The following is a 17,103-nucleotide window of genomic DNA, read 5'->3' as shown; positions in this document are numbered from 1 at the left end:
TTGCTAGCTCAAAAACTTACTTGGATTCCCGTAACTAGTAATCAGTACACTCTTCTTTGCTCGAGTTGCAGCAACGTATAACAAGGAACGCTCAGTAGTTTCATTTTCGACTAAGTCAAACGGAGTATCGGCTTCGTCTTCAGAGAACTCTAAAGGTATTACTCCGTCATTAACAGAAGAAATAATGACATGCTCAAACTCTAGACCTTTAACTCTGTGAATAGTAGCAACCCTAACTCCTCTTTCTTTGGAGTCCTCAGAACTTCTTCTTTGGATTTGATGTATCTCAAGTCCTTGGTCAGCCAAAAACAACTTATAGTCTTCCACAATACTATTTGTACGTGCTACTAGGCATATCTTATCAGGAGTTACACCACTAGTTAGCAGCTCGTTGATATATTTAGCTATATAATAAATTTCATCATCATATGTCGGAAATTTTTCGATAGTGGGGTTAGAGCCAAACATAAGTGATTTATAGCCTCTATTATTGTCCTCTCCCCCATCGAGATCATCAATTTTACGATCCTCTAAGAGTGATACAGACCATTTTCGAATTTCATCTGTAGTTCTATAGTTAATCTTCAATTTCTTAGAACGGCCCTTAATGTTTATACCACAATGACTTAAAACAACTTTATTGCTATAAATTTTTTGATGTCCATCTCCTACGATAAATATATTGTTTCTTCTATCTTCAGCTCCAGATATTGCTCGAACGAGCTTAAACATTGGTTCATTCATATCTTGGGCTTCATCAACTATTACAGCTGCATACGGTAAAACATCTCCCTTGGAAGACAGTAAGTTACAGGAGTCGTTGATACAATCATTTACTTCTTTCAAACCCTTATCATCCAGGATTGCACGGTACTCTTCAAAAACTTCCCAAACCAATTTTCTTGTAGCTCTGTCTACTTTCTGCCCTCGGCCGATTCTTCGAACTCTACTGTATTCATTAAAAGATTTTATATCTTTAGCTTGAATGATATGCTTCCACTCATCCTTAAAAAATTGATCGGAAAGGTTTAACTCAGGGTCCTTAACGTTTAAAGCACATTGCCAGGCTTCATTCCATTCCTTTGAGTTATCAAAAACAAGTTTAAACTTATATCCTTCTCTCTTTAAAAAGTTCATAACCCATTGATCAACACTAACAACTTCAATTTTTTTACACACATCTGCACTTGCAATTTTTCTAAGGTTATTTTCAATATCTGCTGCTAAATTCCTAGTAAATGTCGTAAAGAGAATTTTTTGTTTTTCATCCTTAAAGATATTTTCGGCCAAATGCTTAGCTCTATGTATTGCAACAACAGTTTTACCTGTTCCAGCTCCGCCAAGAACTCTAACAGGGCCTGAAGCATTCATTTCAACTAGCTTTCTTTGGTATGGATGGAGAAACACTCTCCACTTATCCATTGGAGCATTCAACATGCTTAACAACTCTGATTCATCCTCCACAACATAAAATTTCTTTCGCGTCGCACCAACATCCAGTGCTGCCGAGTAATCTTCAGTATCAACATCGTCATTTTGTGATAACAACTCTAAGTGGACTTCTTCTTCAGAGTAACCAGATGCTAGTAAATATAAAACTTCTGAAACGTCTGAGGGTAAATGAGGTATTAATGTATCGAGCTCAGACTCTGTCTTTATTGCTCGTATTGCGGGTACAAGGGGTTCCGGAACACCAAGGCGTAATAATTGCTTGTCTTTCAGCCCTGAGAACAAGTCATCCCTTTTCTCTTTCTCTTCCTTTTTGGGCGTAAGCCTTTCTATCTCTTCTGTATCTAAAATTTGAATAGTTCCAGTGTATGAATTAACAAGGATATTCTTTTTCATTGCCCAAGAATAAGCATCATCATGCTTATCAACCCAAAGTAATAAATAAACACTTCCTTCACTCGGTTCAAGTACGATAGCTCTATACTCTTGATTAATCCTAACAGACCTCAAATCTTTACAAGCTGTATTTCTGATAACTTCATAATTCAATCCTGGAGACTTAGGGTTAAATCGAAACTTATCCATAAACTCTCGAGTTCTTTTCTGTATCCCCTGTGGTAGTTTGGAGTATGCTGTAAAAAAGTCATCTGATATCGCTATCTTAATGTTTTCCATTTATTTCTCACTTAGTTTTTTAATTATTTGCTCAGAGTTTGCTTCAAACTCTGTAAAGACTGTCCATTCGGCATCTTTAAACTTTTCTAAATCAACCATGTCTTCATCAGTTAGAACGACTATTTTACTTTCCTTCCAACCGATTTCGCCCTGTCCAATAACTTCTCCTGACTGGCCCAGTAACTCTAAAGGACATTCTGGCAGTTTTCCTATTCTTGTATAAACATCTTGAACCACTGGTCTAAGTGTAATCTTAACTAGGTCTAGAAAATCATTAATCGAGTCATCAACAAAAGGCTCTGCAATTTGGATTGATGTTGCTTTTCTTAATTCAGACGTACTTGAAAAGAATTGAAGGTTTCTTCCAAATTGAAATATATTATGTAGCTTTAAAAATGCTTCCCAATATTTTTTAAATGAAGGTTCATTCTTAAATTCAAGATCATCATAGAGCCTAACAATAGTTTCAATTTTCCCCAAAGAAGTGATCTCACTTTTATTCGCATTTAAAAAGATTCTTAGTATTGGTTGATCTAACTCTCCATGAAAATCATTATATGATACTTTATAACTTCCATCGTCTACAGGTGATGGTGATATATCATCTTCACCAATTTCATTTCTTTTAAGTGTATCCTTAAAATCTTCAACTTCTTTTTCATTCGTAAATATGTCATTCGGGAAAAATGACAAAGCTGTTATATGGCAAAATGCTCTCCATAAGTTCAAATTTGGATTTGCAAGAAACTCCATTAATATAGAAAAGGAATTTTCATTATGGTATGGCTGAAACTTTTTAAGAGAAGGAATCTTTGAAGCATAAACCTTCAAAATTTTATTATAATCATTTGTATTACTTAATCCGACAGCCTGAGTTATTCCATTTTTGAAATCAGTCACATCGTCATAACTTAGGGACCATACAATATAAGAAGAGTCTTTACTTAAACTAATGCTTGAATCAGTGTCAATTAAGGCCATACGTTGCTCAAAGTCTTTTCCTACCCTTGAGTGTTTTCCAGGACCTCCAGGATGAAAATCAAACCCATCAACAAAGATAACAATTGGCTGTAATTTTTGAGCCCCCACTTTCCTTTGATTTTCTTTGTTTAAAGGTTTTGGCCACATGACAAAATCAGCCCTCATATGACTATCTATTCCCTCGTTCCATCCAATTTCTACTTGAGGTTCTACTTCGTAAGAGAAATCATTTATCTTAGCAATCCACCCATTTTTACCATTAACAATTCCCTTTTCGAAACTTCCATTATTTCTTCTAATAGAATCTGCCATTACCTCAACAAAACTTCTTTCAAGTTCTGATTCAATAAGAGTGTTTAACGAAATCGTGTCAATCGTTTCTATTTCTTCAATTCCTGTTCTATGAGTCAGTATTTGACTCAATATTTCTATTGCTAAATTTCTAGATGTATTTAACTTATTAAATCTTTCTCTATAGGCATACAAACATCTATAGCAGCCATCTTTACTCTCCTCTTTATTACAAGAACATGATTTTAATCTCTCTAAAGATAACTCTAAAACATCCATGAGTTCCTGAGGACTTTTCATCAAGTCTTTTAAATAACCAGTACCGCCTGGAATTCCATCGTAAAGAAGAAGGTACCATCTTCTCGTATTAGGGTTTAATTTATCGGGCTCATCAAATAATGTGATTTTTAGATGCCCAGGATCTCCCTTGAACTTTTCACGCAACCCTAGAAAGAGTCCTGCACTGAATGATTGCACAACAGATGTTTGCTGTTCAGACTTAGTAATATCAAAGGAAGCTACTGGTAGTAATATTTTGATCCCTTCTGAAACAAAATCTCTGTAAAGATAGACTCCTTCTACTGCTGATTTTTCTTTATTTCTAGCAGTGCAAGATTTTGTATGATTGATTTCACCAGAATCATCCGCGACTCTTCCACATGATGAACATAGTATGAAACCTTTAACTGGGTAATCTTTATTGCCAATTTTAATTAGTTCATCACCAGAACCCTGAGAACCGAAATTAACTTCCCTAAGAGCTACCTTGCTTACAAATTCATAGCCAAATGGAATCTTTTCGTCGGAAACTTTGTAACTTTTTTGAACATCTTTACTATCAATATCAACAAATAGATTTGTACTATAGAACGCTGATGATCTATCCTCAGATTTATCAAGAGCTCGCGCATCTTTATCGCTAGCAGTCGCAATCATTTGTCTCATTTTTATTAAAGTTTTAACTTGAGCTTTGTCTCTAATACCAGTGCTTCCACAAACAGGACAAGATGACACAGGATCTGAGGGATTATAAATCTCCATATGGTCACACGTATCACAAAATAGCCATTCTTCTTTAGTTGCTGTCGACATATTAACTTGGTTAACTGTAACAACTCTGGAGTTTGCATAGAATTTGGAGTGTGGAGCAAGCTCATAAATACCAGTTGCTGCAGCACGTTCATACTCAAAGACATCTGTCTCTAAACTTCTCTCACCGTCTCCCTTTGACACGACTCTAAAAATAATAGATTTTAGAACGACTCCTTGCTCGGGAAATGCATAGTTTGGAAGAAGTCCCTCATCTGTTAAATGATTTAACATCAACTTCTTTTTTATCGTATTTGCCAACTCATTATAAATCTTCTTTTCACTCTCTAAATCTTTTATTTGATCTAGATAGTTTTTATCTTTATCCTTTGCCTCTTTAATTGATTTAATCTTTTGGGTAATTGAACGAACTTTTTTAAGGTAACCGTCTAATTCCTTTTTTATGCCCTCTACGCCATCAATAATAAGACTACCAATACTATCAGAGCTCTCATCTCCACCGACAACAAACTCTTTTATGTATTGCTTAGAAGAATCTCGTACTTCTCTATCAAATACATTGAAGAACTTCTCCAATAATTGATCACGATGTTCTTTGTGATATGCGATGAAATTATACGGAAACTTATTTTCACTTCTCGCTTCAAAGCTAGATAAAACACTGTTCAACTTAAGCGGAATCCCGGTTTCACCGTTATTATCATTTACCCATGAATCAACAACAAAAGCTATATACTGTCTCTTTAAAACCTCTGGAGCATCTAGAAATATACCTGGAGACCTTACAGCTCCATTACTCATGAGTTCTGGCTCATCATAAAAAAATAAATCATGCGGCTTAGCATTCGCAATAGTTGCAACGTATGCACTCCCAGTTGTCCTCCCTGCACGTCCTACCCTCTGGATAAAATTAGCCTGCCTTGGTGGAATTGAACAAAGCACTACATTGGAGAGGTCTCCAATATTTATCCCCATCTCTAATGTTGGAGTACAAGACAACAAGTTTTCATCAGTTAAAGACTTACGATTCATGAATCGTTTTTCAAGTGACTCCCTAGCATCTCTTTCTAATAATCCTGTATGTTCAGCGGCAAAGACTCTTTGAACCTGTCCATTTTTATAAAGTTTCTTATAAAAAGACGTTTGTTCGTTAAATTTTCCGTAAGTTCCACTACAATCCAATTGAAGACATGTTAATTCAATAGAATCGTCTAAACTTGGAAGTGATATTTTATGCCCACACTCTTCACACTTATGCGAACTAACCTCAGCTGTTACTTTCACAACTGAAGACTTTATTCCCCAGACCTTTATTTGATTTATTTCTACTTGGAACAAAATTTCTTCAGCTACGAGATCATTTATAAATAAATTGTAGAAATCTACTGCTGAAGTTGTAGTAGAAAGATGTTGAAAAAATCTCTCAGTACACCAAGTTCGTCCATTTTTCGATGTTGGAAGTACCAAGTTAAACTTATCAATTTTTGTATTCGTTAAAAATGAAGGAAGCTTCGACGATGGCCCGAATGATTTCGTATGCTCTTTTCGACCAAGTAAATATGGATTGCCCTTATTTTCTATATAAGGAAACCAATCCTCGTGTTCAACCGCACCACTTACAAGCATCTTTTTAAGAAAAATTAAGAGAAATGCATAAAACTTGTCTTTTGAAATATCTCTAAATCCACCAAGTTCATTATTATATTTTATTAAATACTTACTAACAAAGTCATCTAGTTTACTTCTATCAATGTAAGCTACAGATGCCCCTGCTTTCTCAAGAGAGTCTCCAATCCTGGCCTTCAAACCATATTCACAATTTATTTCAAAAGAGACTCTTTTTTTTACAATTCTTAATAATGTATCAATATCATCTTTCTTATGAACTAACTTTTTAAAATTAGAATATTCTTTTAACCAAAAAAGGTCCGCAGGTAAAAAAGTAGCGATATAGTTATCAATTCCGTTTTTCTCAATCCATTTTTGAGAAAAATTAGCATCGAGCTCATCTAAGCATAGATCTGCACCATGATTATCTACATATTGCTGGATAGCCATTAACAAACTCTGTCTGTATGTTTTAGCCTCAAAGTAAGATGCTCTATGAGAAGCATCCTGTACTGAATCAGAAAATGTTAATAGCTTTTTATCTGTATTATATGAGGAAGAAAAAACTTGGCTAATAAGTGAACTTGTTAATGTTGCGGCTCTCGCTCCAAGAATAATTAATGACTCTTTTGAGTTGCAAACAGGACAATCTTTTCTTAAAAAATTTGCGCCACCTTTTCTTTTTCCTAATTTTTGATAAGGATAAACTCTCACGTAATTTTCAACATCCTCAGGAATACCGTCGTATAAAGAAAGACTTTCTTTATGTAGATAACAAGGTAGTAACTCTTCATTGTTAGAGAACCTCTCCTCCCACGGGAAAATGAAAATCGCCTGAGTACTATTTGCAAAATACTTCTGATAAAAGTTACTTAATCCTGGCTCTAACACACTTGAATTCTTTTCTTTTGTTGCCCCCCACCCTGTATATCCACAGTCATTACAACACACTACCGGCAAATGTCTTTTCAGGTCATTTCCAGTTAGATCATCTGAAAACTTTAATTGAGGCTTAGTGTCTACGCTTGCTACCATTCTTCTAAGCTCTCTCATCCATGACTGTACTCTAGTATGTAAAAATGGTGCTCTGCACTCCCCAATGTCAACTTTAGCTAGCGATACTAGGCCTAAAAAACTACTTAAGATATTTTGAGGACTTTCCAATTTTGTATAACTAAAGCTTTCCTCTAGGAGCCTAATTAGTTCTTTATAACCTAATGTCTTCCCATTTAAAGCAGCTAAAATATCATTAAGCAAAGGGTGACTCTTAATAGACTTAGAAAGTAAAAGCGGCCAATCTTTATTTTCTGTATCTAATTCATCTTTAAACCACTTTCTATAGTGTAATTTAGCAAAACCTATTTCATCCTCAGCTACCAATAGATCATGTTCGTTAATAGCTGGTATCTTTAAATCATTGTTTAAATCTACTTCGTTAAAAAATTCAATTCTTGATTGAACAGATTCACCGATAATCGAGTCAGAATCAAAATCTTCTCCAAATATTTCCTTAGAGAACCTAATCAACTCATTTTTTGACTCTTCCCCGCTTCCGAGTGTCGCTGAGGTCCCAACACAGCAAAGATCGCCTCTCGAAATATTAAGTCTTGATTTCAAGCGTCTTATGAGACATGCCAAATCCGATCCTTGAGCACCATCAAAAGTATGCAACTCATCTACAACTAAATATCTTAGAGTATCCGACTCATTATGCCTCCAGATAGGATAATCTTTTGACCTTAACATAAGCATATCAAGCATTTTGTAATTGGTTATAAGTATATCTGGGGGGCTTTTACGTAAAGTTTCCTTATCAGTAATAAGCTCATCATCTTTCATAAACTTGTTAGGCGTCTCATTTTTCCCACCCACAAAAACACCTGCAGTTACTCTATTTTTCAATGATTCATTACTAGATATAAGTTTTGCTAATTCTTTGGCTTGATCTGTTGCCAAAGCATTCATCGGATAAACTAAAATGGCCTTTATGCCCTGTTTATCTCGATTTCGAAAACAATAGTCTAAAACAGGAAGCATAAAACATTTAGTTTTACCTGAGCCAGTACCAGTTGCTACGACTGTTGACTTAGGTTTGTCACCGACTAGGCGATTAAATGCTTTTTCTTGGTGTAAATACGGATAAAATGGAGTGCTAAGAATATTTTGGAAATATAACTCCTTATTTATACCTTTTTTAAATGGAAGTTTTAAAGAAACATATGGGCCCTTAAATACATTTTCATCTTGTGCTACAAAATTTCTGACTAAAGGATGAAACGCTTCATTGGTTATCTGAAATGAAGACTCAAGAAATTCTTTTACTCCACGCTCAACCTGGGAAGATAACAGTGTTGGAATCATAATAAATCCCCAGAAATATTAGAAAAAGCATTCCAAGCAATCTCATAATCCTCTTCTCTATCACACTTTACAAAGGGAGCTTTGTACGTAATCTTTTTCAAAGATGGCTCACCTGGAGTAACATCTATTTCTTTTTCAATAGAGTACTCTTCAAGCTTGTTAGAAACAATATCGTTCCATTCCTTACGGCTAACCCCTACTCCAATAAGCCCCTTATTAACCGTAAACACTATTTTCCCTTCAAAGTCATACCAGGTTTCATTCTCATTTTGGACTAAAGTTGGAAATTGTATTCTATATATTTCTTTTAACTCTGAAAGGCTCATCCCCAAAGACATTGCAGCTAACACATCAATCTCTACTAATGCCTGTCTTCTAGAAAAAGGACTTTTCAAAAACGTTCTCTTTTTTGGTGATAACCCCCCAAAATCCAAACACAGCAACTCATGCTCTTTCGTAAAGCTATCTGAAAGGAACTCTTTGCAAAAAGACGAGGTCCACAAATCATCATAATATGAGTTCACACAATTCAAAAGCAGACTACGCAAATGCAACTGCTTTTGAAACGTTTTAGAACCCAACAAAGGCAATTGCTCAAGAAGACTAATATTTGCGTGCCCCATACCAGTACTTTTAACCCTAAAATCAAATGGCAGAGAGAGAGTCAAAGAATGGAAATCTAGAAGTTCTTCTTTATTTCTAAAGTTCAATGATATACATGTGTTTATAAAAGTTAGCCCGGGAGGAATAATAGCCGAAATCAATGTTCTTTCTGCTGCTGGACCAATCATTTCACGGTTAACATGACGATACTCTGAATGAACAGGCTTATTTGCCCAAGATAATCTAGGGATACGGGAAATCACCTCTGGGGAATCAGTCATTTTAAAATTAGACCGAGGCAAGTAATTATCCTCAAGATCCATCAAATCAAGTACATCATAATGCATATTTGCAGTACAAACTCTTCGAGGGGTTTTATTTAATGGATTTCCAACATAGAAATGAGGTCCAGACATTACAAATGAATCAATACTTTGGAAATCCGTAATTTTCTCTATGCTTCCGTCATCCTGACTTGTAACTTCATTCCACATTTGAGTAGCAAAACATTCTTCTGAAATGTCCATAAGCTTTCTATTTGATTGATTAAACTTTAACAGTACCTGACTAAGGGAGGAGGAATGAAGAACCGGCAATCTACCGCATACTGACGGAGCACCATCTAACATTTGCGAAAACAACTTTAATTCATTTTCCGTGACCCTGATAATTCGATTACTATGACCTCTAGTGCTCCACTTACCCCCTTCTTTTATTCCAGGAGCATCACCATCGCCGTTATGATTAAAGCTCTCATCAATAGTATTTGGGTGAAACAAATTTGAAATATGAACAAAATAATCTTCTTCTCGACTCTCTGAGTAAACATTTAAACTAAATATCAGTCGACCATGGTCATTAGTTCCTTCAAACAAATTCAACTCATTTCTAAACTGGAAATGAAACTTAAGTTTTTTATACAAACGTTCCCTAAGAGGTCCTCCTTTTGGATCATCATAAACTCCGTCAGGGTGTACAAAAGAGGAGTAACCATCTTCTGTCAACATTCTCCAAGACAACGGAAGAAAACATTTATACAAATTAGCCTTCTGCCCTTTTAGATCAAAATATATCTCACTATTTAAGAAGTTTTTTAAACCTGATTTCATTTCAAACCTAAAAAAGTACTCCTTTTTAAGCTCATTATTCTCAAAAAACTTTTCTCTTATTTTTTTTAGTTCACTTGAAGACATCTTTTTTACAACAATACCTGGGTCATAGTCAGCCAAAACGCTCGACTCTTTCCAATCTGCTTTGACCCAAGGGGGATTCCCAAGAATTAGGTTAAAACCACCATTTAAAATGATCTGGTCAGCAAATTCAAGTGGCCAATGGAAGAACTTGTTATTGGATGCCACTTCTTGTGAAATTTTTATTAATTCAACAAAGTCGTCTTTCACAGAACTGAAATCAATGATATTTGGAGTACAAGTTTCTTTAAGGCTAATTAATGTATGCTTTTGTTTAACACTGTCCTCAAAAACTACATACTTTAATAAATCGATATGTTCTTTGCGACTAGGTAGTCGGTTTGCATGTTTTATAGGCCAGCAAAAAAAGCTACACCATAAATCGCAAATGACTTTAAGTTTATGATAGGATGATAATTTACCTGATAAAGTTGTGTACAACTTTCGAACGACTCCATCCTCTTTGGTCATAGGATCGGAATTCATTAAGCTTTCGATACCACTTTCCCAAACATTAAGCCGTAATTTATTTTCTTCAGAAATTGCTTTCATATTGGTAGCCACATCAATAAACAGCTCTTTCACTTTAGATGTAATAAGCTCCAAATCTTCAATTTCTTCATTTGAAAATGGTGTTAACCATTCTTTTCTAGTCTTGGCCAAGAGTGCTAGATCTTCTTTAGCTAAAGATTTAATAACTTTATCCGAATAATTTATCATAAAAGAACTAGGTACTAAGAAATGAAGTATTCCTTCGTTTAGAAGCTCAAAGTTCTTTTCTACCTGATTTGGTTTTAAGTTATACCACTGCTTCTTCTTACTTTTTTCAATTAATACGGATTTATCATATTTACTCAGAGTTACTCCAAATAAACTATTTCCACACCTCAATCTAGATCCAAACCATGGTACTGAAGAATCTTTGTAAATAGAGTTTAGCCAAAGAGAGACCTCAGCAAGTTCTACAGCTACAGGGTTTAAATCTACACCGTAAATATTATTAGATGAAATATAACTTTTTACTTTCTGTAGTTCTTCTTCATAAATATCTAGGGAAATAACCTTAGCAGTCTCTTCTTGCTTCTTCTTTAAATATCCTGTGGCAAGCTGACTAATTGCTTCATTCAGAAATGCTCCACTCCCCATAGCTGGTTCACAAACAGTAGTTGAGAGTATCTCCTCAGAAGTCTTATTTTTTAGATAATCCCTCAAAGTATATTTCACTAATGTATTAGTTAAAACTTCAGGTGTGTAATAGCTTGCAGAGTTTTGTCGAGCACTACCAGAAAGTCTATATATAAAAGTTCCTTTATCGAATTTTTTGAGCTTATTAGCTTCAAATACCCTTTCATCCTCAGAATATTTCTCCAATTGATCTTTATTAACAAAAAAAGCCTCATCTAATATGTTGTAATCACTCCCCGCAATCTTCACCTCATAAAGATCTTCTTCTGCAAAAAAACCGTTATAAGAGAGTAGGCCTTCATAAACAGCACCTAATTGATTTATGCCTAAGTCTGAGTAACTAATCCTTCCTCTCTTTTTTTTAGTAGATCCTGGCCTAGACAAAGAAAGCAATTGGATTACTTTTTGCAACACTCCATTTCTTAACTTTACCTTTGAGATCAAAGGGATTTTTGAATCATTAAAAAGGTGACTTTTCAGAGATGGGATTTCAAAAGTATTAAACATTTTCTTTTCAGTAAATTCAAGGTGCAATGATAGCTTTTCATAATCACCTTCTAAGCTCCGATTTCCGATCCCCTGATAATATATATTAAATAAAGTATTTAAAGATTCGTGCAAATAATACCCATTTACACTGTCCTGAGATACCAAAGGTATCATTTCTAAATCTCTTAATGAATCAAGACTATACCCTTTTCGATATGCATCACTTTTCATTTGTGATATCCCTAGTTGTGGTCGGGATTCAACATAGAAACAAAATAGTAGTCTATACAAATATCTTAAACACTCGCTCGTTAAGTTTTGTGCTAATTCAACACCATAGACTTTCTCTCTACGAACTTCCCTTAAATAAAAAATCACTTCATTTCCTAAAAGCTCAACAGCCTCTCTAAGACTATATTTCAGATCATTAGATACACTGAAAGCATGTTTGTGGGATTTTTCGTCAAGTACGTCTAATAATGATTGGCCATCATTTGGAATTAGGTTATCAGATGATAAAAGAGCACCTATCATTTTATAAATTTCAACATTTTTTCTATCAAAAATGTCTTGGAAGTCAAACTTCAAATATCTTCTTTCAGTCCACTTCTCCCTGTTGAATAAAGTAACTCCTCCCAAACTCATAAGAATTATCCACCGAGGAGGTTCAGGTACTGAATAAAAAGTAATATTGATCAAATTTTCATATGTAGTATCAAGACATTCTACATCTGAAGGTTTAAACAAATCAGACTGGACATTAACAACTAGTGGATCTTCGTTTAAGTCCGTTAATGATTCTATAATCCATAATAGTGGCGCACCTTTTGAGTCCGTAGCTTGAGACAAAAGAGGAGCGTGCTTTTGATCACCAATTTCAACATGATCTACTTTAAAGGAATACCCTAATATATTGATTAACTCTTCGAAAAATTCACGTTGAATTTTTATTTTCTGCTCATAACTTTTTAAATTATTAAATTCTTCAATCTTACTAAAGTATTTTTTTCCAATACTGCCAATGAGTTTAACGGGAGATTGATATTCAACATTTTCTTCTTCTTTCTTTGTCCATTTTTTATAAACCTCTTTTAAGTCCGTCTCAATTATAGAGTTAAGATAGTGATTTTGATAAAACTCATTAGAATTTATAACACCTGTTAAATCCATTACTCTCCTCCCTTGAACAAAGCTACAAGCTGGATATAAGGCTTATCTTCAGTTTCCAGGGTTTCTTCGATCCATTTTTCATAAGCTTCAAATGTAATCTGAATTTTTCTCTCTCTTTGCTCTTTTTTTGCTTTTCTCTTTTCAGCAAATCCATTTTCAAAATCAAACTCCATTTGAACAACTTCCAATTGCTTCTTCTTTAATTCTTTTAATTTTAAGAGCTCCGACTTTAATTTTGGGCCAAGCTTCTTTCCTCGCCCCTTTCTATACTCACTCATAATTTCTTTTGCATTAGAAACAACAACATCAAGAAAGTTTTGATATTTTGAAATATTAGAGCTATTCCCCGAGTTTGGATGATCTATCTTTTTAATTCTCTCGAAGACCTCTTTTATAGTTAAGTGGTCTTGAAATTTACCTTTATTTAGCAAAATTCCAAACCACTTAGATATTACAATATCTCCTCTTTTATTAGGGTAGCTTCCATTAACTAAGAAAATACATTCATCTTTATCTAGATAATCTGGGAGCGAAACGATTGGTGCTTCATGACGTCCAAAAGAGCATTGAAGCTTATCTCCGAGCCATTCCATTAATGGGTTCTGCTCCCAGAGTAATTGAACTTTAGGCCAAGTATCATCCTCACTACGTGAATGCTCAATTTCATTCTTTACAAGTTCTTCATCTGTAGTAACACAAAATTCATTATCGTCAGGCCAAATATCTTTTGGGTAGTACTTATAACGAAACTTAAGTTCTTCATTTGTTGAGATGTAGGCAATTTTATCATTGTTCTCTAGTCGCACATTAACCTTCTTCGAACTTTCATCCGAGTTAATATACTCAACGGCTGTTAAAAAATATTTCATTTCATCTTCAAAAAGACTGTAAGAACTTGTCATTGAGTCAACAGACCACCCCCTTTTTCCATAAGAAGCGTTTACTGTCGCAAGTGCATCTTCTATACCTGTATTACTTCTTACGTCATTTGCTTCCAAAGATATTGAGTTAAACATATCTTCAAAGTCACTTACAGACTGATTACTTTCTATAGCGTTAAAAACAATCTCCTCTGGTTCCTCTTTATATTCCTTATCTAAAAAACTTAATGGATCACCAATATTCTCATGAGCCTCATTATCCTTTTCGATAAGGATTTCCAGAAACCTTAAATCACCATTTATCTTTTCATTCTCACTTACAGTTAATAAATAATGGATCTGTGGGACTCTTTTTTGTCCATATCTATCAATACGACCATTACGCTGTTGGAAGGTCATTAAAGACCAGGGAATATCGAAGTGAATAAGCTGACAACATGTAAAATGTAAGTTTATACCCTCTGAAGCAAAGTCATTAGCAACCAAAATACGAAGTTTACTTGATTCACGTCCGAATTCATCGACAACACTCTGTATTTCAATGTCAGACATGCCTTCTCTTGTTAATTTTTGAAGCTGATCTTTAGAGAGCTTTAAATCTTTTCTTAGGTTTTCCACCAAGAACTTTACTGTATCCACCCTTTCGGAGAATATTACAATTCTAGAAAGAGGTTCCTTTGCATCGAATTTACATTTTTCCTTAATAGTGCTTAAAAGAGCCTGGTACTTCGAGAAGCTTTTATTCTTAATTGAGCTAACACTCTTATCTAACTCAGATAATAACTTTACATCATCCTCGTATCGTGAATCTTCTTTGATTCGGTTAATTCTATTATTAATAGTTGCACTACAAGCTTGAGGACTAGAGAAAAGTGACTTCTCAAGCACTGTTTTAAATAAATGATTTCCCGTACGCTTATTATCTATTGTTTTAAATTTTAAGTTTGTGAATTGCTCATATAGTGCCTCTTCTTCACTTGAAGCTGTAATTACTTGTTTAAAGATTTGTCTCTCAGGAAAATCCCCTGACACCTGGTCCTTAATATCTTTTTTAAATGCTCTGAGGAAGAGCCCTTTAATGTCCTCAGGCCCATATGTTGATGGATTTGCAATAGCCGTTGGGTTTAACATATTCATAAGACTAGCAAATGACTCTGCACTACCATCATGTGGAGTTGCAGAAGCTAAAATTAATGTATCAGATCTTGTTGCTAATAACTCAGCAAGCTTTGCTCTATCAGACTTCTTCTTCCTAGTTGCAACATGTTGGGCTTCATCGATAACAATTACATCCCAATAACATTGTTCTAAGTAAGTTCTGTACTCGCGATCTCTTTTAAGAGTATCTATTGGGATGATCGATTTATCGTAATAAAAGAAAGGGTTACTATTCGAAGGAATATCACTTCTAATTTTTTGAATGCCTTTAGAGTCGAGCCTCACAAGCGGGATATTAAACCTTGACCATAATTCCTTTTGAAATTGTGTCAACATGCTTTTCACGGCAAGAACCAATACTCTTTTTGCTTTTCCTCTTTTTATCAGTTCTGATAACAATATTCCTACTTCAATGGTCTTACCCAAACCAGTAGTATCGGCCATTAAGATTCTTTGCCTTGGCTGCTCAAGTGCCATCTGTGCTGGGTCAAACTGATAAGGAACTACATCTATCGCTGCCTTATGGGCAATATGGATTTTTTCATCACCAGGAGGTGTATTCCTCATTAAGCTTTCAATATATAGTTTCGTATCCCTAAAATATCTTGAGTCATCTACGACAAGTTTAGTATTTTCAGGGTCTAGAACATTGATTTGTTTTTCTATGTCAGATAAAAAGATGCTTTCTTTTCCATTTACAATCTCTGACACCCCTACGCAATGTAACGCATAACCACCTGTTGATGTTTGTTGAACAGTTCTAATAATCCATTCAGCATCCCTAATTTCTACTCTCGCTCCAGGAGCGATGCTCTCTCTTTGCAATTTCATCTTACTCGAGTTCCTTATCTAGCAGGGGACCTGATAACTTGAATGCCTCCATAACGGCCTTCATAACTTCATAACTTCATAATCATCATCAAACCCTGAATATTTATCGGAGTCTTCTATGGCGTCATCCTCATTAATCAAATAAGAGATTGCTGCGAGAATATAAGACTTAGTTTCGTCATCATAGTTATTAATATTCCTTAAAAAAGTTCTAGATTGTTCTATTAAGAGGTTTAATTTATCCTCATCAAAAAACTCACTCTCATTTTTTCTTCTCGGTATTGTGTTTTCTAACGAGACTAGTTCCTCTTCTAACCTAGAGCAATCTGATGCTTTAAGCGCTTTCTCAAGTTCATTACTAAAGAAAGTAAAGAACTCCTTTGGTAATATATCTTTAAACTTTTCAATTTTATTTTTAGTCATTTGTCGCTCCATCATTCATAACCCATTCATCAACTTCCTGAATCTTAAATTTCCACTGCCTACCTACTTTATGAGCAGGCATCTTTTTAGATTCCAATCACCGATAAATACTTTCTTTGCTCACACCAAGATACTTTGCAATCTCTTCAACTGAGAGCCATCGATCTACATCTGTCATGAAGATTTCCTCAATAGATTAAAGTAAAATTATTTCTGTAAATTTAAACACTTATGAATTGTCTTTACAAGTAAAGACTAGCTATGACTAAATAAAAAGGTCCATTTCCTGGACCCTTTTACTCGGTATTTAGCCTAGGTTAAGGCTATCAGTAATACCTTTGATTTCCGTACCGGCTTTTCTAATGTAACGCTGCATTGTTTTTAAGTCGGCCCATCCACCCATTGCCATAACTTTAATAGGTGCGACACCGGTCTTCTCGGTTAACAGTGGAACGCACATAATCAAGACCAAAACGATCAAGATAAGCACGAGTATTCAAATCTGATAAAATTCTTTTTACCACAAAACAATTTTACAGGAGAATACTCAATGCTTGAATCACAGATTAACAAATTTCTATCACTTCCAGAACTAAAATTTACTAACAAACGCAATCTCACAAACCATATTATTCAATTAGATGCATATAAGTTTTCTAAATTTGAGGTTTGTCCAAAGTGTGCAACCAAATCGACAAAAGTTCACGATCAGGTCTATGTTCATATTAAAGATATTCCCATTCGAGACAAAACTGTTT

At 34.8% G+C, this 17,103-nt stretch carries 6 protein-coding genes and 2 pseudogenes; 1 reads left to right on the top strand and 7 read right to left on the bottom strand.

The window, feature by feature from the left end; genetic code table 11:
- Window positions 1-3 precede the first annotated feature (3 nt).
- The 7 genes and pseudogenes from DPQ89_RS09575 to DPQ89_RS18510 form a co-directional block, all read right to left on the bottom strand.
- Window positions 4-2,124 (bottom strand): UvrD-helicase domain-containing protein, encoded by a 2,121-nt coding sequence (locus DPQ89_RS09575; protein WP_127716714.1) that lies wholly within the window; start codon window positions 2,122-2,124, stop codon window positions 4-6.
- A complete protein-coding gene (locus DPQ89_RS09570) occupies window positions 2,125-8,415 on the bottom strand; it encodes a DEAD/DEAH box helicase (RefSeq protein WP_127716713.1) in 6,291 nt (2,096 codons plus the stop codon).
- Window positions 8,412-13,052, bottom strand: a complete 4,641-nt coding sequence (locus DPQ89_RS09565) for an N-6 DNA methylase (protein WP_127716712.1) — start codon at window positions 13,050-13,052, stop codon at window positions 8,412-8,414. The genes DPQ89_RS09570 and DPQ89_RS09565 overlap by 4 nt, the downstream gene beginning before the upstream one ends.
- Window positions 13,052-15,922 (bottom strand): DEAD/DEAH box helicase, encoded by a 2,871-nt coding sequence (locus DPQ89_RS09560; RefSeq protein WP_127716711.1) that lies wholly within the window; start codon window positions 15,920-15,922, stop codon window positions 13,052-13,054. The genes DPQ89_RS09565 and DPQ89_RS09560 overlap by 1 nt, the downstream gene beginning before the upstream one ends.
- A 60-nt stretch (window positions 15,923-15,982) precedes the next feature.
- Window positions 15,983-16,345 (bottom strand): hypothetical protein, encoded by a 363-nt coding sequence (locus DPQ89_RS09555; RefSeq protein WP_127716710.1) that lies wholly within the window; start codon window positions 16,343-16,345, stop codon window positions 15,983-15,985.
- A pseudogene (locus DPQ89_RS18825) lies at window positions 16,338-16,523 on the bottom strand (helix-turn-helix domain-containing protein). Before DPQ89_RS18825 ends, DPQ89_RS09555 begins: the two are co-directional and overlap by 8 nt.
- A gap of 129 nt (window positions 16,524-16,652) precedes the next feature.
- Window positions 16,653-16,805 (bottom strand): hypothetical protein, encoded by a 153-nt coding sequence (locus tag DPQ89_RS18510; RefSeq protein ID WP_164848339.1) that lies wholly within the window; start codon window positions 16,803-16,805, stop codon window positions 16,653-16,655.
- A 90-nt stretch (window positions 16,806-16,895) separates the two neighbouring features.
- Between DPQ89_RS18510 and DPQ89_RS09545 the strand changes: the two are divergent.
- Window positions 16,896-17,103 (top strand): annotated as a pseudogene (locus DPQ89_RS09545) (hypothetical protein); the annotation flags it as partial.

This window comes from Halobacteriovorax sp. HLS, from assembly GCF_004006665.1.
In the GTDB taxonomy this organism is placed as follows: domain Bacteria; phylum Bdellovibrionota; class Bacteriovoracia; order Bacteriovoracales; family Bacteriovoracaceae; genus Halobacteriovorax.
Note: the sequence above shows the minus strand (reverse complement) of the source record. Positions and strands in the feature narration are given on the sequence as shown.

What these genes read in the sequence shown, in the direction of transcription:
- DPQ89_RS09575 (WP_127716714.1), bottom strand. Translation starts at nt 2,124, where the DNA reads ATGGAAAACATTAAGATAGCGATATCAGATGACTTTTTTACAGCATAC.
- DPQ89_RS09570 (WP_127716713.1), bottom strand. Translation starts at nt 8,415, where the DNA reads ATGATTCCAACACTGTTATCTTCCCAGGTTGAGCGTGGAGTAAAAGAA.
- DPQ89_RS09565 (WP_127716712.1), bottom strand. Translation starts at nt 13,052, where the DNA reads ATGGATTTAACAGGTGTTATAAATTCTAATGAGTTTTATCAAAATCAC.
- DPQ89_RS09560 (WP_127716711.1), bottom strand. Translation starts at nt 15,922, where the DNA reads ATGAAATTGCAAAGAGAGAGCATCGCTCCTGGAGCGAGAGTAGAAATT.
- DPQ89_RS09555 (WP_127716710.1), bottom strand. Translation starts at nt 16,345, where the DNA reads ATGACTAAAAATAAAATTGAAAAGTTTAAAGATATATTACCAAAGGAG.
- DPQ89_RS18510 (WP_164848339.1), bottom strand. Translation starts at nt 16,805, where the DNA reads ATGTGCGTTCCACTGTTAACCGAGAAGACCGGTGTCGCACCTATTAAA.